This window comes from uncultured Thiohalocapsa sp. (assembly GCF_913062725.1).
Lineage (GTDB): Bacteria > Pseudomonadota > Gammaproteobacteria > Chromatiales > Chromatiaceae > Thiohalocapsa.
On the sequence record NZ_CAJXWY010000025.1, the window covers coordinates 26,270 to 46,867 of the forward strand.

Here is a 20,598-nt window from a genome sequence, read left to right on the forward strand (position 1 = left end):
CCCAAGCCGCATCAGCCGCAACGCCGATGCGCTCAATCGTCTCCGCTGCGGACATGGCCAAAGCATGCCAAGCCAGCGATTGTGCGCCGCTATCGTAACAATAGCGGGTTGAACGAGATTGGTGTCTGACAGTAACGCGCCAGAGTGAAGCCGATCCCCGAGACGCCATCCAAGAAGCCGGGAATGATTGGACGGGAGTTCAGGCTCTGCAGCCGAAACCAGCCATGTCCATCATAATGATCCAGCAACTTTCCGACATGGGCGTCGACGGCGGACGACGGATAGCGTTCGCCATCGAGCTCGGTACATTCGATGAGGAACAGGATGACCGAGGCTTCGCCACAGCACATGTGATGCGCCGCGGTATAGTTGTGCGCTAGGAAGCCAAACGCCGTGTCAATATCCTGAAGCAGGAAATCCCTGTCGACCGGAAGATTCGATCGCAGCAGCTCGATTCGAGACATACCTACCCCGGCTGGCCCGTTGCACCAGCCATGGATCAGTTTTGTCTCCTTACCGTTCCAGATGCTCTTCCACACTCCCTTGTCCGTGTCGAGCATCCGCCGCTCAAACGCCAGTGCGTTATGAATGGAGTCGACGATCCAGGCTTTCGCGCCGATGCGCTCCGACAATCGATGCAAGGCGTACGCAACCCCGGAGGCGCCATGGGCGAAACCGACGACCGGATTGTGGGATACATTCGTCGAGAAACCGCCTGTCCAGGGTCCGTCCGTCAGTTGGCAGCGCTCCACCAGGTGCTTCCCCAGGGTCTCTGCAATGATCAGATACCGTTCTATTCCCGTCAGGTCAAAAGCGAGCAGCAACGTCATCAGGTTTGCGGTATCACCTGATAGAAAGTCGGCCGAATGGATATCGTACCAGCTGTCTGCCTCGTAGTGATCGATTAACGCAGCCACGTCCTGTGCATATGTCGGCTGCTCTGGGAAGAGATTGGCTGTAACCCGGCAGAGATAGGTGGTCGAGCAGAGTCCTTCGATGCCGGTCTTTTGCAGGTTTGTCAAAGTCTGCAGCGTTTTACAGTCCGTCAGTGCTGATTCGACTTGGGACTTTATCCCATGAAGCTGATCCGGATGGGGATCTTGGTGCGATTGCAGCGCGGCTGCCTGAAAAAGCGTGTAGCCGCAACTGCCCTGGTTTGACGAGGAAGGCGCGAGCGTCAGGTGCAAGGACCGCGCTTTGTCGGGGTTCAAGAGCGTCAGCCATGCGGGTCTTCCGTCTACGCTAACATGCAAGGCCTTCAGCGCTGTGAGACACTCGTGCATGACCTTAGCAGCCCGCGTGCGTTGTCGTGCGGTGTCAGTAAAAAGCTCTTCATCATTCAACATCCCGTCCGCGCCCCCTGTGCGCTGAACAGGCGCAGGCCGGTGCAGCGGCGCAGCAGCCATTTTCAAAGAGCCGCGCAGGAGCTCACGCTGCCAGCTTAGATCCGCGTCCGATAATTGCGCCAGTCGCGCCTCTACGGCGTCGAGGCCAGATTGAAAAAAGCAGTCACTGATCACCCTGTGGTGGCCGCTTCTGAGATGGCGCGTGTTGACCTGAGACGAAAACCGCGGCAAGTCCTGGCTCCACAGTGCCAGCTTCTCGAAAAAGGCAATGGACGCATGGTGGTGTGTCAGCTCGTTGGGCAAGCCGCCGCCGCAAACCGCTTCGAGCGCCGCCTCATAGCGCAGCCCCGAGGTCATGTTATCGGGTGCGGAGCACCAGAACAGCGTGTTTCCGTATTCGTTTGAGTCGCGTAGCATCACACGAACGACTGCCTGATTATCGACAGCGGATCGTTTGATGATCTTCAAGATATCCCGACGCGATTGGCTGATCAGTCGATAAGCCTCCGAGAAGCCATCGAGCAGAGCACTCTCGTAGCCGGGCACGGGAATTTTTCGGCCCCGCAGTGTCGGCAGTGCCTGAGATCGATCAGGCCGGTCGAGATAATATTCGATTTGGATATCAATGCGTCCGTGGTTGCGTACCCTCCAGGCTTTCACGGGCCATTGCTGTCCCGGGCGCAGGCCGGTGAGCGGTGAGATGGCAACCGCCTCTGAGTCACTGGCGCCGGAGAAGAAGCGCGGTGGGATGATTGTCGTTCCGACATTTACGGTGCGGTATTGCGGAGCGGTCTCTGCGAAGTGAAGCTCGCTGAGATCCAGGCAGCCCAGAAAAAACGTCTCGAGATCGATCGGCACCGGCGTTGATCCATGAGGGACGATGTTCTCCTCATGGAGATCGGTGCCACGGAGCACGAAGGCGAGGGCTGCCAATATCCCAAACCGATAATAGTAAAGGCGGATCGCGGATTCGTCGTCACAGTCTTGTGCGGGGACATTGCGGGCCCACCCGTAGGTGCCGCGGTCAAGCACCGGCGCTGCCCGGAGATGCGTTTCCCCCATCCGGTGATTGAGCCAGGTGATGACCTCGCCGTATAAGGTATCGATCGCAAGCGCTCGCGGCTTGTAGAAAAGGCGCTCGCCGCTGCTCAGTGTGATTGCAGCGACAGTGTATCCGCTATCGTGCGGGTCGGAGAGCTGGAGCTCGACATCCGTTATGCTCAGGCTATCCTGCGCGAGCGGTAAGAAGCGCTGGATCGCTTCCCAGTCAGCAGTCAGTCGTTGGATGAAAAGTGTGGTCGTCGCGATATGCTGCGCTGTGATGATGGTCAGATGGCGCAGCAGCACGGGAAAGTCCGCAAAGAATCCCAGGTAGGATTCCTGCGTCGCGCACACGTCCTCGAAAAACCTCGCATAGGCGTCCTCTGGTGCTTCTTGTCCGAGGGAGAGAAACGCAGGCATTCGCGACAGGCCGATCTTATAGATGATCGAGCGTAGACTGACCTTCGCTAAGCGGGTCACATGTGCCTCGAGCGCTGGCTGGTCGAGACGGGCGCCGCACGTGAGCTCAGCGTTCCTCAGATCGGCTTGGAGCTGATGCTGGGCGTATGCGAGGAAAGGCCGTAAGACCGGAAACGTTGGTGGCGCTTCCTGCGGCTGGAACACGGCGTCGTGGTGGGCCGGGGTGAAGGCGAAGGTTAAAATGGCCTGAAGCGTACGCCCCCAATCTGCGTTGGGATAGTCGACGTCGGGGGCCGCGTCACGGGGATGCGATGGAAGATCGAAGTCTGGTAGTGAGTTGAGACGCTTGTCTGCAGCGACGGTGCCGTAGCGGGTGCTGACAACCTCGTGGAGGCGCTTTTGATAGTCGTCTAGTTCGCTTGGGTCGAGAGCGTCCGGCACAAATGTGCTGTCGAAAGGCGCCGATGCGCGCTTTATCAGGGTTGCCAGGTGATCATTCATGGTCGTTGGACTCGGGTGACCGCCACAGACGCCAGGCGTCTGCGGCGGGGTCGCACGCGATCGGCGATGCTGAGGGAATTCCCTTAGGGCTGGCGTGCGCGTGTGACGGCGAGCCGACTTGGCGGACGTGCTAGGCAGCGGCGGATGCGGCCACTCCCACGGTCGAGGCGATTCCTGCGACGCCCAGGGTAAGGATCGCGCCGGCGGTACAGCCGGCCGCAACTGTAGCCGCGCAGACGGTACCACCGCCTGCAACGGCGGAAAGATCCGCATCGCTGAGCGCTGCGTTGGCTTGCGCCATGCCGAGACCCAACTCGTCGGCCGTAATGTCGATGCCCGCTGTCTTCGACAGCGCCTGGAGCTCCTGGAGCATCGGGGTCAGGTGCTCATGGACAATCTTGGCGTACGCCGTTTGAAACTCGCTGTCGGCTTCAAGGTGCTGCTTCAGCTGGTCGAGTGCTTCAGACATGATGTATCCTCTTGGTTGGGTATGATGACGGGCTGTACTGACAAGCCGGAGTCGACGTTGATCTGCGACCTCGCTGTTGGGATGTGAAAGCGGCGTTGTGGCCACCTGCATTCACGCCTGTCACTGATGCGGAGGGCTCCCGCGTTCGTTGCGCCATTCAGGAAAGCGCTAAACGCAGGCAGACACGACAGTTGCACCGCCTGCGACTGCACCGGAGGCTGCAGCTGATACGCCAATGGTCAAAATGCAGAAGGCGCCGCAAATGCCGCCGGTTGCAGCCGCGGTGGCTGAACAGGCCGTACTGCCGCCGCCGGCGATGGCGGAAAGGTCGGCATCGCTGAGGGCTGCGTTGGCTTGCGCCATGCCGAGACCCAGCTCGTCGGCCGTAATGTCGATGCCCGCTGTCTTCGACAGCTCCTGGAGGTCGTGGAGCATCGGTGTCAGGTGGTCATGGACGATCTTGGCGTACGCCGTTTGAAAATCGGTATCAGTTTCAAGGTGCTGCTTGAGCTGGTCGAGTGCTTCAGACATGATACGGACTCCTGGTTGGGAACGGTAAGGGCTTGTGGGCAAATAGGGCTGAGCGGTTGAGTGGCAGCTGGACTAGGCGACCATAGAGGCGGCTTTTATCCCGCCGCCGATCATCCCGGACGGTGCCGCGGCGAGTCCGCCGGTGAAGATGGCACCCACACCGCACATCACCGTGCTGATGCCCGTGCCGATGTCACAACCGTCAATGCCGCCGGCGACCCGCTCCATGTCGCTGTCGCTGAGGGTATTGGTGGGTGCCAGGTCGGCTTCGGTGACCGCGAGACCCTTGTCTTTGGCAATCTCCAGCATCTTGTCGGTGAAGAGCTGTTGCTTGGCTTCCGGCGTCAGCGACTCATCGGAGGCGAAGCGGTTGAAGAGTGCTGCGACCTGCGCTTTGGTCTGCTCGTCGTCGTTGATTGCGGTTTTGAGTTGGTCAATGGCAGTCTGCATGGGGGATCTCCAGCGAAGCGTTGTGACAGAAGGGCGGCAGCGATCGGCTGCGACTTTCTCAGAGAGGAGCGTTCACTCCTGAGACGTGACACTATACCGTCGGGGATTGCCTGATAGAAGGTCTCCGCGGCGGTGGTAAGATTCTGTAAGTAACGGTTTTTTAATGTTGAATGATCGGGTACCGACAGAGGCGCATGCGGCGGCATGGGTCCCGCCGGGGCGCGCGTTACTGGGGTTGGCGCGGGCGCAGGCGCTGCGGGTTCCGACTAGGCACTGATTTGCTGCCGGGCGGCGAGCTGGGAAAAATGGCCGCCGCTTTCCATCAATTCGTCGTAAGTGCCGGTCTCGATGACGCGCCCGGCGTCCATCACGTAGATCTGGTCCGCATTGATCACGGTGCTCAGGCGGTGGGCCACCACCAGACGGGTGATGCGCAGCCGGTCGAGGCTGTCGGTCACCACCGCCTGCGTGCGGTTGTCGAGCGCGCTGGTGGCCTCATCGAGCAGCAGGATCTTGGGCTTGCCGACGATGGCCCGGGCGATCATCAGGCGCTGCATCTGTCCGCCGGAGAGGGCGCCGCCGCCTTCCAGGATCATGGTCTGCATGCCCATGGGCATCTGCTCGATGTCCTCGGCGAGTCCAACCTGCCGGGCCGCTTGCCAGGCATCGTCCAGGCTGCCGCCGGAGGGGCCGACGATGTTCTCGAACAGGGAGCCCGGCATGACGTTGGCGTTTTGCATCACCACGCCCATCTGTCGGCGCACCGAGCCGACGTCGATGGTCGTGAGATCCTTGCCGTCGAAGAAGAGGCCGCCGGACTCGGCGGTCTCGAACCCGAGCAGCAGGCGTATCAGGGTGGATTTGCCCGAGCCCGAGGCGCCGACGAGGGCGACGAAATGTCCCGCGGGCACGTGGATGCAGACGTCCTTGAGGATCAGCGGTCCATCGTCGCGGTAGCGGAAATGGAGATGCGAGATGTCGATCTCGCCGGACAGGCGCCCGGCGTCGGGGCGCTCATCGGCGGCCTCGGGCGCGGTGGTCAGCAAGGGGCGGGCGCGCTCCAGCAGCGGTTGGATGCCCAGCGACTGACTGACCACCTGCATCAGCTCGGACATTTTCGAGGCGAAGCGCTGATACGTCACCAGCAGCGCGGAGAAGGCACCGATCGCGAGCAGATCCTGTTGCGTGCTGGGCTTGCCGATGACGAACACGAAGATCAGCAAGCCTGCCAGGGCCAGCAGATGGTCGAGGGCGGTCTGGATGGCGATGAGCCGCTGTGAGGCCAACTGGTGGCGGCGATCCTGGGCGAAGACCTGCGCCCATTCGCTGAATGCACGCTCCTCGCCGGCCGCCAGGCGGATTTTGGCGATCCCGAGGATCATCTGCAGCACACGGTTGCTGAGCTGTCCGTTCAGGGTCGCCAGCAGGCGCTGCTGGCGCAGCAGGCGATAGGCGATAAAGACACTGACCAGGCTGTAGATCAGGGTGAGCAGGCCAGCCCAGAGCGCCAGGCGCACGTCGTAGTAGAACATCAGCGCGAAGCTGAATATCGCCACCAGCCCGCCGAGCAGGCTGCTGGTGGTGGTGCCGGAGAGCATGGTCTGGATACGGCTCAGCCCCATGACGCGCGAAGCGAGATCGCCGGTCGAGTAGTCTTGAAAGAACCGCATCGGCAGACGCAGCACCCGATCCATGAGCCCCGATTGGAGTTGGCGCCCCATGCGACTTTCGGCGCGGGTATAGGCCAGGGAGGTGGTGTAGGAGACCACGAAGGTGGTTGCGGCGAGCACCAGCAGCACCACGCCCAATTGCACGAGCTGCGAGAGATCCTGATCGGGGATGACACTGTCGATGATGTAGCCGGTGGCCACCGGTGTTGCCAGGCCGACGAGCGCGCCGATCGCCCCCAGCAACAGGACGGCCCAGAGATCGGAGGCGGCGCCCTTGAGGCCGCGGCCGAAGAAGCCGCCGAAGCTCAATGCACGAAAGGGCAGGGAGGCGGTGAATTCCCAGGCCGCCGGCGCCAGGCGCTCAGGTCGCAGTGGTTGCCGCTCGCCTGTGGTCGGCTCGATGAGTACGGGCTGGCGACGCCCGTGGGCGCTCGCCACCAGCGGTGCGCCCGAGTCGTGATCGAATACCAGGAGTGCACTAAAGTCGCGCAGCCACCAGCGATCGCGCAGCACGATGGCGCGGGCGCGCACGCCGCTGGCCTGTGCCAGGGCTTCGACGGCGGGCTGGGCATCGTCGTCGAGGTCGGCCGGCGGGGTGACCTCGAAGCCCATCTCGTGCCCGATCAGCCGCATCGCTGTCACCACGGGGGCCTCGGTCTCCGCCGCCTGTGATGGCGCGATCCGTGTGCCATGCGTGACGTGCATCAGCTCCGCAAAGGCCTGATCGCGTCGTTCGGCATTGGCGGTCCGGCGCGCGGCGAGCTGGTCCACCGCCGCGGCCTCGGTGAGAGTCAGGTCGTGCTCGATCGCGCCGAGCACGGCTGCGTGCAGATGCGCGATGCCGGCCCAGGCTGTGCCATCCGCCAGCACGGCGGCGGTATCGGTGGCATCGATCTCGATGGCCGCCGTGCTCGTCAGCCAGGCATCGGCGCCCAGGGGGAAGCGAACGGGCTCGGCGTCGGCAGCCGGCGCCTGGGTATCGACGAATTGCGCCGCGTTGCCCGGTAAGCGCACCCAGCTCAGTGACGACTTGCTGCCGACCCGCACGCCCTCGGCCAACGATCGCGATTCGCCCGGCGCGATGGACTCGGCGATTCGCGGTCGGGGCGCTGTCCAGACCGCGACGCCCCGACTCAAGGCCTGCAGCCAGGACTCGAGGAGAGTCACCAGCTCGGCGTGATGGTCCGCGTCATCGCCGACACGCACCACCGCATCAAAGGGCAGCTCGAGGACTTCCGTGTCCACCCTGGGTTGCGCCAGCAGACGTAACCCGGGGCAGGTGTCCGCAGACACGCCCAACATGAGCGTATCGACCGCGAGGGTCTCCAGATGGTGCCGCGGGCCCTCGGCAGGGTGCTCGGTCTGGTTGAGCGCGGGGCTTGCTGCAGCGTCCGGCCCGGCGCCGGTTTCGGCTTCGAGCGCGAACAGCTCGACCGCCCCCTGACGGATGATCCAGGCCGTCTGCGGATCGCTCAGCAGCAGACGCTCATGACCACGACACCGGATCAGCCGCCCTTGCGCCACAAGGGATTCCGGCAGGACCAGGCTGGACACATGGGTCAGGCTCATGTCTCCAGCAGCTCCCGGTAGGGCCCCTCAACCCTGGCCAGCGTTTCGTGGGTGCCGCGCTGCAGCACCCGCCCATGGTCCAAGACGATGATCTCGTCGCTGTCGCGGATGGTGCTGAGGCGATGGGCGATGATCAGCAGGCTGCAACCACGGCGCCGGACGTTGTCCATCAGCGCCTGTTCGGTGAGGGTATCCAGGGCGCTGGTGGCCTCATCGAGCACCAGCAGCTGGGGGTTGGTGGCCAGGGCGCGGGCGATTTCCAGGCGCTGGCGCTGGCCGCCGCTGAAGTTGCGCCCATTCTCCTCGACCTTGGTGTCGTAGCCCTCGGTGCGGGCCATGATGACATCGTGGATCATGGCATCCTTGGCCGCGCGGATGATTTGTGCCTGCGGCAGTGTCCGGTCCCAGAGGCTGATGTTGTCGCGGATGCTGCCCTCGAAGAGGACGATCTCCTGGTCGACCACCGCCAGCGAGCTGCGCAGGATGTCCCGGGGGATATCGGTCAGGGGATGGCCGTCGTACAGCACCCGGCCCCGCCAGGGCTCGAACAGACCGGTGACGAGCTTACCGATGGTGGATTTACCGCTGCCCGAGCCGCCCACCAGGGCGATGCGGCTCCCCGGGGCGACGGACAGCGAGAGACCATCGAGCAACGGCGTCTCGAGCGGTGCGTAGCCGAAGGTCACCGCCTCGAGCGCGACCCGGCCGCTCAGACGCAGTGGCGGCGACGTCGCTGCCGCGGTGCCCGTGCCCGGCATTTGCGGCGGCTGGCGCTGTGCGCCCTGCGCGCCCCGTCGCTGGCCTCGCTCGCCCGGTGCAAGCACATCTGATGCCTCGTTCTGAAACTCCCGGGCGCGCGGATAGCGCAGCGTGTCGTCGATCTGCGCCAGGTCGCCCTTGGTCTGCTGCAGGGTGCCCGCCACCGACACCAGACCCTGTATCGGCTGGTTGAGGAGCACGCTGATGGTGCTGAAGGCCACCAGCATGCCGATGGAGAAGGTCTCGACCATGGTCAGGTGGCCGCCGACGACCAGAATCGCCGCCGCGGTCAGGCTCGCAAACAGGGCCTGCAGCGCCGTCAGCAGGGCCTCGCGCCGGCCGATCTCCTGCTGGGCGTTGATGAACAGCGCCTGCAGGCCGGACCAGTTGGCGAAGAAGGCCGCGTCGGTGCCGGTGGATTTCAGGGTCTCGATCATGCGCAGGCCCTGCATCGCCTTGCCCGACATCTTCACCGTCTGCATGGCGATCTTCTCGGAGGCCTCGCCGAGGGACTTGCGCATGCGTTGGAAGACCAGGGCATTGAGCAGGCCCATCACCAGCGCGATCAGGGTGAGCGTGGGGCTGTATTGCAGCATCAGGGCCACCAGCATCAACAACAGTGCCAGATTGACCAGGATCTGCGACAGTCCCCGGGTAATGCTCAGCACCAGCTGGTCCGCCAGCGCCACCCGACTGCTGATCATGCCCGCGTAGCGCTGACTGAAGAACATCACCGGCAGTCTCAGCAGGTGCCAGACCATGCGGCTGGACAGCACCATGGACAGCTTGGCGTTGATGGTCGCCAGCAGGCGTCCCTGCATCACGGCGAGCAGGGCCATGAACGGTGCGACCGCCAACAGCGTCGCCGCCAGGGGCCAAACCCAATCGTCCAGCTCCTGCACCAGGATCCTGTCGACGTAGATCCGCTGCAACCCGGGCAACAGAATGCCCACCAGGGACAGCATCAAGCCCAGCACTGCCAGCCACAGCAGTGGGCCGCGGGTGCGCCTGGCGATCTGCAGCAATCCCGGTAACACGGCGGGCGGTGAGCCGCCAGTCTTGAACTCTGCGGTGGGCTCGAAGGTCAGGACGATGCCGGAGAACATCTCGTCGAGCTCGGTGGGGCTGACCCAACGGCGACCGGCGGCGGGATCGTTGAGCTGGAACCGGTCCCTGGCGACGCCCTCATACACCACGAAGTGGTTCATGTTGACGAAGAGGATCGCCGGGGTGGGCAGCGCCCGCAGCTGCGCCGGCTCCAGGCGCTTGCCGCCGGCCTGCATGCCCAATGAGCGTGCCGCCTTGACGATGTTCAGCGCCTTGCTGCCGTCGCGCGACACGCCGCAGAGCACGCGCAGCTCCTCGACCGGTATCCAGCGTCCGTAATACGCCAGGATCATCGCCAGCGCGGCGGCGCCGCACTCCAGCGCCTCCATCTGCAGGATGGTGGGCGTCTTGACCAGCGCGGCCTTGGCCTTGGCCTTAGCGGTGCTCATCGGTGCCCAAGCCAACCGTAGACGTATTGCATGGCTGGCAGCAACAGGCTGATGAGGTGAATGCGATCCACCACCACCGCGGACTGGGCCATCGTGCCAGGCTGCAGTTGCAGATTCGGTCCGTCGCCGGAGGTCCAGGCATAGCCGCTTGGTGTCTTGCTGTCGGGCTGCAGATCGATTTGCACCTCGATGGGGGCGCCGCCCTGGAGCAATTGATTGACCAACACCTCGTTACCCAGGCGTCGCATGAGTGATGCCCGATTCTCCGGTAGTGGAGACACGCGCTTGACGACACCGACCAGATAGCCATCCAATTCCGGCTTGACCGTTGATGGCGAAACCTGAGCTTCCATGCCCACCTCGATCTTCTTACCGTCCGCGGCGGGCATGTAGTTGAAGGCGTCCAAGTTGGTCGTGTCGGCGTTCTCGACAATCAGCGTCGCGACCTGCTGACCGGGCTGCGCGAGATTACCGATATCCATATTCAGGGTTGCGATGGTGCCCGCGGCATCGGCAGTCACGACGCGCTGGCGTGCATCGGCCTGGCGTTTATCCTTCGCCTCGCGCTCCAGCGTGCGCATCTTGATCCGCTGGTCGGCGAGCTGGTCGTTGCGCTGATCCCGCTCCCGTTGCTGATCGATCTCGAGCTGGGCCAGTCGGTTCCGCGCCGATGCGATCTCGTTGTCGATGTCGGCGAGCCTGGTCTCGGTGTCATAGAGTTCGACCCCACTCACCATGCCTTCCTTGAATAAGCGTGCCTCCCCATCCTGGCGCCGCCGCAGCGTGGCGCCGAGCGCCTGCAAGCTGTTGATGCGCTCTTCGGTGGCGAGGGTGGTGCGGTTCTTTAAATCGTCCGCGGCCTGGTTTTGGATGGCGAATTCCTTTTCCAGCATCTCATACATCGTGCGTGCCTCGCGTGCGGCGGCCTCGGCCCGCTCGACGTCGGCCAGCCGCTGGAGATCTTGCAGTAGGGCGATCTGCTGGCCGGCGGTGACGCGGTCGCCCACCTGCACCAGCCATTGGGTCAGGCGTCCGCTGCCCTCGGTGGTCACGCCCATGACGCCTCCGGCGGAGAGCAGGACTCCAGGCCCTGAGACCTTGACCGGCGCCGTGGCAATCGCGCTCCACGTCAATGCGGACAGCACAACGATGAGCACGAAGCCGAAGCCCAGCCAGTGGGCGGGGCGGATAATCTGCAGGGCCTGATCGAGCTGATCAGGGTTGCTGACCTTGGCCAGCGCTTTTGTTCTGAACAGTTGTTGCACTGGCGTTGAACCCTGCGGATTGACTGCGGGACGACGCCGCAGAGGCGAGACTGGACGATGGTTGGGCGGCGCAGCGCCGCCGTCGGCTGCCGGCGTGCATGGTCGGACGCAGGCAGCCTTGGATCAAGCCAAGGGCCTGGGATGGTAAGATTCTGTCAGTTACACAACGGCATCAGCCCGGGTACACTCCGTCGCCCTGGCTGCCCCAAGACGCTGCAGGCACGCGGGGGTTGGGCGTGATGTGGAGAGTCGTCAACGCACCTTGCCCCCGCGATTCGTGTGCCAGAGCGTCAGTCCCGCACGGTCACAAAGGCGTAGCCCTTGTTTCGTTCCGTCACGAGCGGCCGCCAGTCGGGGCAGTAGGATTGGATTTTCCGGCGCAGTCGGCTGATCATGGTATCCAGCCGGGTGCGACCGAAATACACCGGGGAGTGCCCCATGGCGGTGATCAATTGATCGCGCTCCACCAGACCGCCCTGGTGGCGAATGAGCACATCCAATAGCAGGCATTCGCTCTGGGTGAGGGGAATCGCCACCTCGTCCGGTCCTACCAGGCGCCAAAATCTTGGTTCGAAGCGCCAGGTTGGCGGCCCGAGGGTGGGATGTCTTTCCCGCTCGATACGCCGTAGCAACGCGCAGACCGTCGCCTTGAGCTCCCTGAGATCGACCGGCTTGACGAGGTAGGCGTCCGCCCCCTGCTCGAGACCCATGAGCCGACTTTCCATGTCCCGGCGTGCGGTGATCATGATGATGCCGCAGCGGTATCGGCTCAGCAGGCGGGTTGTCAGCGCGAAGCCATCCGTATCGGGCAGGCCAATATCCACCAGCACCAGGTCACAGGGCTTTGCGTCCAGCGCGCCGAGCAGGGCCTCGCCGGTGGAATAGGTGTCCACATGGAAGCCTTCACCACGGAGTGTGCTGGCGAGCAGATCCCGCACCAGCCAGTCGTCGTCAACGATATAGATGTTCGCGGGCAGGGTGTTCATGCGCGCGATTATCCGGCAGCCGGCACAGCGAGGCGAGTACCGGTCGCTGACGAAATCTGACAGTCGCACAAGCCGTCGCCCGGCCGTGGTCAGTGGTGGATGGGCGGCGCCGTGGCGCTCGGGATGTAAGACCGTATGTCCGCCAGGGCTTCGGCGCTCAGCGGCTTTGCATGGAAGGCGTCGGCCCCGGCGCGCGCCGCGCGCTGGTTGAGCGCGTGTGCCTCCGCCGGTGAGGCAACCGCGCTCAGCAGCATGAAGGGCGTGTGCTCCAACAGCGGCTTCGAGCGCACCGCCTCGAGCAAGGCGAAGCCATCGGCGTCGGGCATGCGAACATCACAGAGAATCAGGTCGATGCCCGTGTCCGCGAGCACCCTGAGGGCCGCCTCGACGTCGTTGGCCTCGTAGAAGTGTGTCGCAGGCAGTACCGGGCTGAGACGGTCTTCGAGGGCACTGACTTGCAGCGGCTGATCGTCCACGATCAGCACGCGCCGCTCGATCGTGGGCATGATCACGCGGAAGCGGACCATTGGCTCGTCGATGTCGCTGATCAGATCGCCCCCCCGTGCGCGCATCACCCCGCGGGCCAGCGTCAAGCCCAAGCCGCGCCCACTGCCGAGGGCTGCGAAGAGGGCATCGGCGGTTTGCGTCGCCTCATCGTCATTGGGTTGTCCAATCGTCATGTGCTGCTCATTCAAGCCTAGAATTTTCGCCCGGGACGATTCCGACAAGTCCTTGACCGTGTTGCCCACGAAAAAACCCGATGCGTCATGGGGGTCGTGGCCGATGCGCACGACGCCGTCGGGCGAGCCATGTTGCAGGGCGTTACCCAAGAGGGTTTCGAGCATGGTATTCAGTAGCAGGGGGTCGGCACGAATCGTGCTATCCTGATCTATTTCATTCACGGCGTTCATGGCTCTGCTCGCGAAGCGACCCCGCCAGTTTGCCAAACAGGATGCCACCACCTGATGCAGATCGAGCGTGGGGGGCAGCTCATTACGGGAGCTGGTGCGTAGGGTTTCGATATCGAGTAGGCGGTCGACCAGCGAGACCTGCTGAATGAGCGTATCGTCGACATTTGTCAGTAAGCGCGCAAGCTCCTGCGTTTTGCCTGCGTGTAAATTGAGCAAGAGGTGACTGATGCTTTGCGAAGCGCTGCTGAGGGGGCCGCGAAGGTCGTGCGATATCAGCGAGAGAAAGGCCTGCTTGCTGCGATACTCCTCATTGGCGCGGCGCTCCTGCTGGCGCAGCTCCGCGGTCCGCTCGTCGATTTCCGTGCGCAGTTGGTCCTGTAGATCCAAGGCGGCGCGGTTGATGGCTTCGGCTGAAGCCAGGGCCGTGGTGCTGTCTTCGGCGAGCTTCTTCAGGCGATAAGACAGCGCGAGGCTGATGGCGATGCCTTCCAGCGCAATGCCCAGCATGTAGGCGACGGTCAGCCAGGCGCTGCCGGGGACGAGCCCCAGATTCCGCGCAAACCATAAAATGGCGCCCGTGGCAATCGCAGGCCAGAACAACGCCATCAGTCTGGCGCCAAAGCCGCCGACGTGGCGGATTGCCAGGAACGCCCGGGTCCAGAAATAGGCATCGATGGGGGCGATGATCATCTGCGCCAGGCCGACCCAATGGGGCGGCACCACCAGGAGTGCCGGCAGTGGCAGCATGACGAGCTTTTCGGTCAGTGCGAGCTTGCGGTCGTGGGCAGGAATCAGCTCCGCGAAGCGCAGGAAGGGACGCGTGAACCAGCTCGCCAGCACCGTGATGACGACGATTGTGACGCTGGCGACATAGGGCGCAATTGTTTGCTGCAGGATCGGGAGGAAAAAATCGAAGACGCCATAAAAAAAGGCGTCGGTGAAAGCGATGGTCAGGCCGAGCAGCCCCAGCGTGAGCCGGAAGGTCTCCTGGAGGATGTAACCCTGCAGCAGGTTGTACAGCGAAAACACCAGCACGACGGAGAGCCAGCTGCCGAGCAGCAGGTCGGCGAACGGCCAATCAACGATCATGGGGGTGGATCACCGCATTCGGGATGATCGTCGGCCTGATCTGCGGGCGCTTGTTGGCGGACGGCCTGCCGTCTTCAGCGCCCGCTTAACAAGACCTGACACTGCGCCGGCGGCTGTGGCCGCGCCTTGGGCTTGCGCGAGGATGCGCGGGTGGGGCTGCGGGCCTCGAGGCTGAACCACCAGGCCAGCTCGCTGCCACAGCCGCTGCCCATGGGCACCGGGGATTGCGCTCGGCAATGGGGGCTGTCAGGCGGGCACTTGAGACGCACATGCATGTGCGCGTCGTGGCCCCACCAGGGGCGGAGCTTGCGCAGCCAGTGGGCATCGTTCTCCTGCTGGCACAGGGCGCGCTTGATGCCCGGGTTGACCAGGATGCGGTCCACGGCCGGGTCCTGTGCGGCGGCTTGCAGCAAGAACAGCTGGTCTGGGCCGAAGCGCTCGTGCAAGGCGAGCTTGTTGGGTGTGAGCATGCTCGGCGGGTCGCGCTGCTCCGGGGTGGCACGAATGGCCTCGGCGGGTGAATCCGCCAAGGCCAGCCAGATATCGACGTCGAGGCCGTTTTGATGGCTCACGTGGGACGAACTCATGCGCCCGCCGCGCGGCTGGGCGAGGTCGCCGATCATGATGTAGCGCCCGTTGCGCTGGTGCATGGCACGGCCGAGGTCGCGCACCAGGCGGATGGTCTGCGGATGGCCGTAGTAGCGGTTGCGGTGGCGGCGGATGCTGACGAAGCCAGGGCCAGTGGACGGCAGCGCCTCGGCGCCGTCGATACAGCCGTTGCTCGGACCGCCGATGGCGGCGGGCTGACCGGGGGAAACATCCGGGATGCGCGACCAGGGCGTCTCGGCGGCATGCATTGGTAGCGCCACCAGCGCCGTCAGCAGCCCCGATCCCAGCACCGAGCGCAGCGGCCCGATTGGGCGCCGTCGACATGCCGTCGAGCGCCTGCGCTGCCCCTGTAACGCCAGCATTCGATCTCCCCTGGTTGGTCAGCGTGCCAGCACGCAACGACCGGTATCTTAGCCCAGAGCGGTCGGCGGGGGCGATAGCGAGGCGCCCAAGGGCGCGGGGTCTGCGGCAGTGCGCCGCCGCTGTATGCGGGGTGATGGGAGGCGCGCGCGGGAGGCCATGGGCGCGGGTGTCGGCTCGGCTTGGCGATGCGAGACCAACGTCCGGCAGGTGCGTGATGCCGTCCCTGGCGTCGGCGCCGTGGTGATGGCGCCCCGGGCGTCCGGCCCTGGCGTGTGCGTTGGCCCGTTCGGTGGGCTCAATCGCCCTGCTTGCGCCTGTGGCTGGCGCGTTTGGCGATCAGGGCGCCACGCATCATGAACACCACGAACAGGCTTGCAATAAAGCCCGCCACCGCCACGGCGCTGCTGACGAGGACCGGCTTGGCCTGGGGCTCGGAGATGCCGAGGGTGTTACCGACGGCGATCAATGTGGGATTGTCCGCCGGTACGGCGATCAGGAAGGCGCAGAAGGCCAGGAACACCGAAAAGAAGATGAGCTTGATGTCCATCTGCACCGCCGCCAGCAGGGTCCCGAGGGCGAGCAGATAGATCATCAACGCCGTGTACTGCTGGTCGCTCATCAGCTCACGGTAGCCCTGGGAGTTCAGCAGCCACAGCAAGCCGATGAGGGCGCCCCAATGGATCGCCTGCCGCAGCAGATACCAGACGCGGTTGCTGTTGCTGACATAGGCCTGCGTCCAGCCGGACACCAGGGAAACCACGGCCACCACGGGCACGAAGATCTCCCAGTACTTGTAGGTACCGGACATGTCCCGCTGGCTCAGCCAGAACAGGATGACCGTGGCGGCAAACAGGATGAGCAGCGGGATCAGGGCCAGGCCGAGGGGGCTCAGGCCGTTGTCTCGCTTTTGTGACGGGGCTTGGTTGGTTGCGGCAGCGGACACGTCGAATCCTCCAATTGGCATGGGGAGAGGCCAACGGCCGTCGAACCCGTGCGTTGGGGTGTGCCTGCCATGGCGGTGGGTCGGTCCCGCGGCAGGGAGCCGTCGGCGGAGCAGCCAGCTAGAGTTTAAACCATTTTTATCGTGTGTGAAGCGTGATTGACACAAATTTATTCAAACAAATGTCAACCGTTGCTGACAATTGCCGTTCACAGCACTGCAGGATAGTCGCAAAGTCGTGTGGAGTACCGGTGGCGAAGTATGACGGACGACGCCGGGTAAGGGCAGAGGTCTTCGGTTGTGCCGCGCGCGTCGCCGGGGCGAGATGGCGTGCGCTGCTCAGAAGGGCCAGATCAGAGGCGTGAGGCCGACGGTGACGGCCTCCACGCTCGGATTGCGCTGCGGATGCTCGGCAGCCGTCGTCGGCTGGGCTCAGACGCTGGCGCCGAGTCGGCGCGCGATGTCGCGGATCTGCTCCGGCGGCGGGTATTCCGTGGCGGCGGCGTCGCTTTCGAGATATACGCGCCAGCGGGCGAAGGCGTCGGCGAGATCCGGATCGGTATTGTGGCAGCCAAGCACGGTGATCACGCAGTCGCCGATGCGCCAAGGGCCCCGGCCGGTGAGCTCGCCCGTGAGCAGATGTGCCGCCTCGGCGGGCGTCTTGCGATGCCAGAACAGATCCAGGTACAGCAGCCCCTGCGGGTGGGGGAAGCAGGCGGCCACCACCTTGGCGGCGCCGCTGTGGCGCCAGCGCAGGGCCAGTGGGGCAGTGACTTCGAACGGCGTGGGCTGGTTGCTGCTGTTGGCGGCGGTCATGGACGCTGGGCGGGGGACGCTGGCGGGCGGGTGGAGCGTGACGGGCGTGCGCTGGCGGTGGCCTGTCGCGGCTTTGATTGTATCTGCGCTGCGATACTGGGGCAGGCCGCGCGCGGCGGGCTGGCGTGCCCTCAGCCGTTGTCCCCGATGAGCGCCTCGTAGCGCTCCCGGAACGCCGCCTGGCGCAGGCGCTCAGCCTCTTGCGCGGTGGCAATGAGGGGCGATTCCTGCCAGCTGCCGCTGGCATGATCATAAACTGAAAATCGCCAGGCCTTGCCTACCTTAAACACCTTGGTGACGTCGTTGCCCGCCTGAGCCATGGCCTGCATGCGGCTGAGCCCCGTCGGCGCGCCGGCCGTTGCGGCGGCCTGTTCCGGTTGTTGGCCGGCGGCGGCCACCGGTGCGCCTGCGCGGAAGCGAAAGCCGTTGTTCTGCATCTCGCCCTGGATGTCCAGCTCCACGGCCTCGACGTTGGGGAGCCGCTTGAGGATATAGGCCGCCATCAGCATGCCCAGCTTGTGGTTTTCTTTCTCCAGCGCCGTCAGTAGCTTGTCGGCGACGATCTGACAGCGCTGTTCCAGGTTTGGCTGCGCCACCCATTCCCGGCTCATCTGCCAGCCGGCGTCCATGTCGGCGTCGAGCTTGTCGCAGTAGTCGTCGCAGCCGGCGAGCAGGCTCTCGGGCACGTTCAAGCTGTATTCCTGGTCCTCGACGATAGCCTTGAGAATCATGCGTCCACCTCCGCTGGCGCGTGTGCAAGTGAATTGGCTATGGTATCAAACGCGTCCGCCGCCGCCGTCATCGCCCGCCCAAGTCCGCCATGCTGCTTACCATCCCCAATCTGCTCAACGCTGCCCAGCTGGACAAGCTGCGGGAGATCATCCGTGCTGGCACCTTCGTCGACGGCAAGCTCACCGCCGGCTTCGCCGCTGCGCGTGTCAAGCACAACGAGGAGCTCGGCCAGGAGCCCGAGCGCCTGCAGCGACTGATCCGAATCCTGATGGCGAGCCTCGGCCACAACGAGACGTTTCGCTTCGGCGTGCTGCCCCACCGGGTGGCGGACCCGATCTTCGCCCGCTACCGCCCGGGCATGGCCTATGGCGATCATGTGGATGATCCAATCATGGGCAGCGGCGGCCCGCGCTTTCGCGCCGATGTTTCCATGACCATCTTCCTGAATGCGCCCACTGACTACGACGGTGGTGAGCTGGTGATGCGCACCAGCTTCGGCGACAACCGGGTCAAGCTCCCGGCGGGCCACGCCATCGCCTACCCGTCTTCCAGCCTGCACCACGTCGCTGCGGTGACCCGTGGCGAGCGCCTGGTGGCGCTTACCTGGGTGCAGAGCTATGTCCGCGATCCGGGCCGGCGCGAGCTGCTCTACGAGCTGAGTCTGGCGCGAGCGCACCTGCTCAAGGCTGACCCCGGCGCCGAGCACACCGCCCAGGTGGATCGCAGCTACAACAATCTGGTGCGGCTGTGGGGGGAGGTGTGAGGGGCTGGCGTCGGCTGTCGAGCACCGAGGCAGGGCCTCACGCCTCGTTACGCGTTGCTCAGGCGCCGCGCCTGGCCCTTCATCTTGTTGACGATGGCATAGACACCGACGTGGCGGTTTGGACTCAGGTGCTCTTCGAGCTTCAGCCCCGCGAACAGTGCATCCACGTCCATCGCTTCGATCTCGGCCGCAGACTTGCCGGAGAATAGCTGCACCAGCAGCGCCACGACGCCCTTGATGATGGCCGTGTCACAGTCGCCCTGGAACGCGAGCCTCGGACCCCCGTCGATCGACGATGGTGCAACGTGCACGGTGCTCATGCATTCCATCACGCGGTTGGCGTCCACCTTCAGCATGGGGTCCATGGTCGGCAGACGCTCGCCGAGCTCGACCAGGTACTGGTAGCGCTCGTCCCAGTCGCCGAACAGTTCAAAGGTGTCGATGATCTCGTCGATCTCGCTGGTGCTGCTCATGGGCGGAGAATGCGGTTACGGGGGGCACAAGTACGGTGACGGCTGCGGCCGGTCCATGGGGCCGCGTGGCCTGGTTAGGGTGCGGTTGCGTGGCGCGAAGGCCCGCCGCGGCATCGGCGTTCGGCGGCTCGCCGAGCGCCGCCGGGCGGAGACCTGGACGGGACGCGCTTCAGACGCTGAACGACTCGCCGCAGCCGCACTCGTCCTTGACGTTCGGGTTGCGGAACTCGAAACCCTCGTTCAAGAGGCTCGATTTGACGAAATCCACCTCCATGCCGTCGATGCGCGCCAGACTGGTGTCATCGACCACCACCTTCACGCCATGGCTCGTGAACACCTGGTCACTGTCGTCGAGCGCATCTGCGTAGTCGACGACGTAGGCGTAGCCGGTGCAGCCGCTCTTTTTGGTGCCGATACGAAGTCCGATGCCATGACCGCGCTTGGCCAGCATGCTGCTGACGTGGCGGGCGGCGGTGTCGGTGAGGGTGACTGCCATGATGCTGCTCCCATGTTGATCGTTGTACTGCGACCCGGTAGTAAACCTTCCGCGTCGCGATTTCAAGGGGCAGGTGACGACGGCCGGCGGCGCCGACGGCGAGGTCAGTGCCGTTGCTCGCTCGTGCCCGGCGCGATGCCGAAGGCGGACATTTCCATCAGTCCGCGCATCAGGTCCGCGCGGGCGTCGATACCATTGGTCTCCAGCAGCGCCTGCTTGTCATCGGCGCCGAGCGGTAAGTGGGTACAAAGCAGGTTGACCAGATCGTGGTCGTCCATCTTGCCGATATCGTCCCACGGGACCTCCACGCTGCGCTGGTCGCAGAAGGTGCGCAGCGAGCCCATGAAGCGCTCACGGTCAGCGATGCTGCCGGCGCTGAGATCGTAGTCGCCGGCGAAGCGACTCCAATCCGGACGTATGCGCCTGTAGCCATCGCGCTCGGGCAGTTCCTCGGCGATCTCAAAGCGGCAGAGCCCGGTCAGCACCAGCACGATGCGGCCATCCGCGGTCTCGCTGTAGGAGGTGATCCGCCCGGCGCAGCCAATGCGGTGCACCGGCGGCGCCTCCCCTTCGGCATCGGGGCGCGGTTGCACCATGCCGATCAGGTGGTTTTGGGCCAGCGCCGCCTCGACCATATTGAGGTAGCGCGGCTCGAAGATGTTGAGCGGCAGTTGCACGCCGGGCAGCACCACCGCTCCGCTCAAGGGGAAGATCGGCAGCTCGCGCGGCAGGTCGTTGAAGGCTTGAAGGAAAGGGCTTTTCAAGGCGTGTTCTCCCGTCGCGGGTATCATCGGGGCCGGGCGGCCCGGTGCCGTCTCCGACTGGCAGAGTCTCCGTTAAGTTCAAGATATAGGGGTGGGCGAGCGTCGCTGCGAGGGGGCACCGGGACGGGTGCCGCTTTAG

Annotated in this window: 17 protein-coding genes; 1 reads left to right on the forward strand and 16 read right to left on the reverse strand. The window is 64.4% G+C overall.

Features of this window, described 5'->3' with window-relative positions; translation table 11 throughout:
• Positions 1-89: 89 nt before the first annotated feature.
• The 13 genes from lanM to QZ588_RS08930 form a co-directional block, all read right to left on the reverse strand.
• Positions 90-3,308, reverse strand: coding sequence for a type 2 lanthipeptide synthetase LanM (lanM, locus tag QZ588_RS08870; RefSeq protein ID WP_295541864.1), 3,219 nt, complete (start codon positions 3,306-3,308; stop codon positions 90-92).
• A 130-nt stretch (positions 3,309-3,438) separates the two neighbouring features.
• The gene (locus QZ588_RS08875; RefSeq protein ID WP_295541866.1) at positions 3,439-3,777 is read right to left on the reverse strand and encodes a hypothetical protein; all 339 of its coding nucleotides are present in this window, start codon (positions 3,775-3,777) and stop codon (positions 3,439-3,441) included.
• A 168-nt stretch (positions 3,778-3,945) separates the two neighbouring features.
• Positions 3,946-4,308, reverse strand: coding sequence for a hypothetical protein (locus QZ588_RS08880; protein ID WP_295541867.1), 363 nt, complete (start codon positions 4,306-4,308; stop codon positions 3,946-3,948).
• A gap of 72 nt (positions 4,309-4,380) precedes the next feature.
• Positions 4,381-4,758 (reverse strand): hypothetical protein, encoded by a 378-nt coding sequence (locus QZ588_RS08885; RefSeq protein WP_295541869.1) that lies wholly within the window; start codon positions 4,756-4,758, stop codon positions 4,381-4,383.
• A 266-nt stretch (positions 4,759-5,024) separates the two neighbouring features.
• Positions 5,025-7,997, reverse strand: a complete 2,973-nt coding sequence (locus QZ588_RS08890) for an NHLP bacteriocin export ABC transporter permease/ATPase subunit (protein ID WP_295541871.1) — start codon at positions 7,995-7,997, stop codon at positions 5,025-5,027.
• Positions 7,994-10,252, reverse strand: a complete 2,259-nt coding sequence (locus QZ588_RS08895; protein ID WP_295541872.1) for an NHLP family bacteriocin export ABC transporter peptidase/permease/ATPase subunit — start codon at positions 10,250-10,252, stop codon at positions 7,994-7,996. The genes QZ588_RS08890 and QZ588_RS08895 overlap by 4 nt, the downstream gene beginning before the upstream one ends.
• Positions 10,249-11,517, reverse strand: coding sequence for an NHLP bacteriocin system secretion protein (locus QZ588_RS08900; RefSeq protein WP_295541874.1), 1,269 nt, complete (start codon positions 11,515-11,517; stop codon positions 10,249-10,251). The genes QZ588_RS08895 and QZ588_RS08900 overlap by 4 nt, the downstream gene beginning before the upstream one ends.
• 290 nt (positions 11,518-11,807) lie before the next feature.
• A complete protein-coding gene (locus tag QZ588_RS08905) occupies positions 11,808-12,503 on the reverse strand; it encodes a response regulator transcription factor (RefSeq protein WP_295541876.1) in 696 nt (231 codons plus the stop codon).
• An 89-nt stretch (positions 12,504-12,592) separates the two neighbouring features.
• Complete coding sequence (locus QZ588_RS08910; RefSeq protein WP_295541878.1) at positions 12,593-14,503, reverse strand: response regulator; 1,911 nt, start codon at positions 14,501-14,503, stop codon at positions 12,593-12,595.
• Positions 14,504-14,577: 74 nt separating this feature from the next.
• Positions 14,578-15,402, reverse strand: a complete 825-nt coding sequence (gene mepA, locus QZ588_RS08915) for a penicillin-insensitive murein endopeptidase (RefSeq protein WP_295541880.1) — start codon at positions 15,400-15,402, stop codon at positions 14,578-14,580.
• Between the two features lie 368 nt (positions 15,403-15,770).
• Positions 15,771-16,418 carry a hypothetical protein gene (locus QZ588_RS08920; protein ID WP_295541882.1) on the reverse strand — a complete coding sequence of 216 codons (648 nt, stop codon included), beginning with the start codon at positions 16,416-16,418 and terminating at the stop codon, positions 15,771-15,773.
• A 429-nt stretch (positions 16,419-16,847) separates the two neighbouring features.
• A complete protein-coding gene (locus QZ588_RS08925) occupies positions 16,848-17,231 on the reverse strand; it encodes a hypothetical protein (protein WP_295541884.1) in 384 nt (127 codons plus the stop codon).
• Positions 17,232-17,362: 131 nt separating this feature from the next.
• On the reverse strand, positions 17,363-17,962 hold the full coding sequence (locus QZ588_RS08930) for a hypothetical protein (protein ID WP_295541886.1): 600 nt from the start codon (positions 17,960-17,962) through the stop codon (positions 17,363-17,365).
• Positions 17,963-18,051: 89 nt separating this feature from the next.
• Here QZ588_RS08930 and QZ588_RS08935 point away from each other — a divergent pair, with 89 nt between their 5' ends.
• Positions 18,052-18,726, forward strand: a complete 675-nt coding sequence (locus QZ588_RS08935) for a Fe2+-dependent dioxygenase (RefSeq protein WP_295541888.1) — start codon at positions 18,052-18,054, stop codon at positions 18,724-18,726.
• Between the two features lie 47 nt (positions 18,727-18,773).
• Here QZ588_RS08935 and QZ588_RS08940 read toward each other — a convergent pair whose 3' ends face one another.
• The 3 genes from QZ588_RS08940 to QZ588_RS08950 all read right to left on the reverse strand — a co-directional run bounded on the left by QZ588_RS08940 (position 18,774) and on the right by QZ588_RS08950 (position 20,459).
• Positions 18,774-19,199 carry a SufE family protein gene (locus tag QZ588_RS08940; protein WP_295541890.1) on the reverse strand — a complete coding sequence of 142 codons (426 nt, stop codon included), beginning with the start codon at positions 19,197-19,199 and terminating at the stop codon, positions 18,774-18,776.
• 169 nt (positions 19,200-19,368) lie between these two features.
• Positions 19,369-19,695, reverse strand: coding sequence for an iron-sulfur cluster assembly accessory protein (locus tag QZ588_RS08945; RefSeq protein WP_295541892.1), 327 nt, complete (start codon positions 19,693-19,695; stop codon positions 19,369-19,371).
• A gap of 104 nt (positions 19,696-19,799) precedes the next feature.
• Positions 19,800-20,459 carry an LON peptidase substrate-binding domain-containing protein gene (locus tag QZ588_RS08950; protein WP_295541894.1) on the reverse strand — a complete coding sequence of 220 codons (660 nt, stop codon included), beginning with the start codon at positions 20,457-20,459 and terminating at the stop codon, positions 19,800-19,802.
• Positions 20,460-20,598 lie beyond the last annotated feature (139 nt).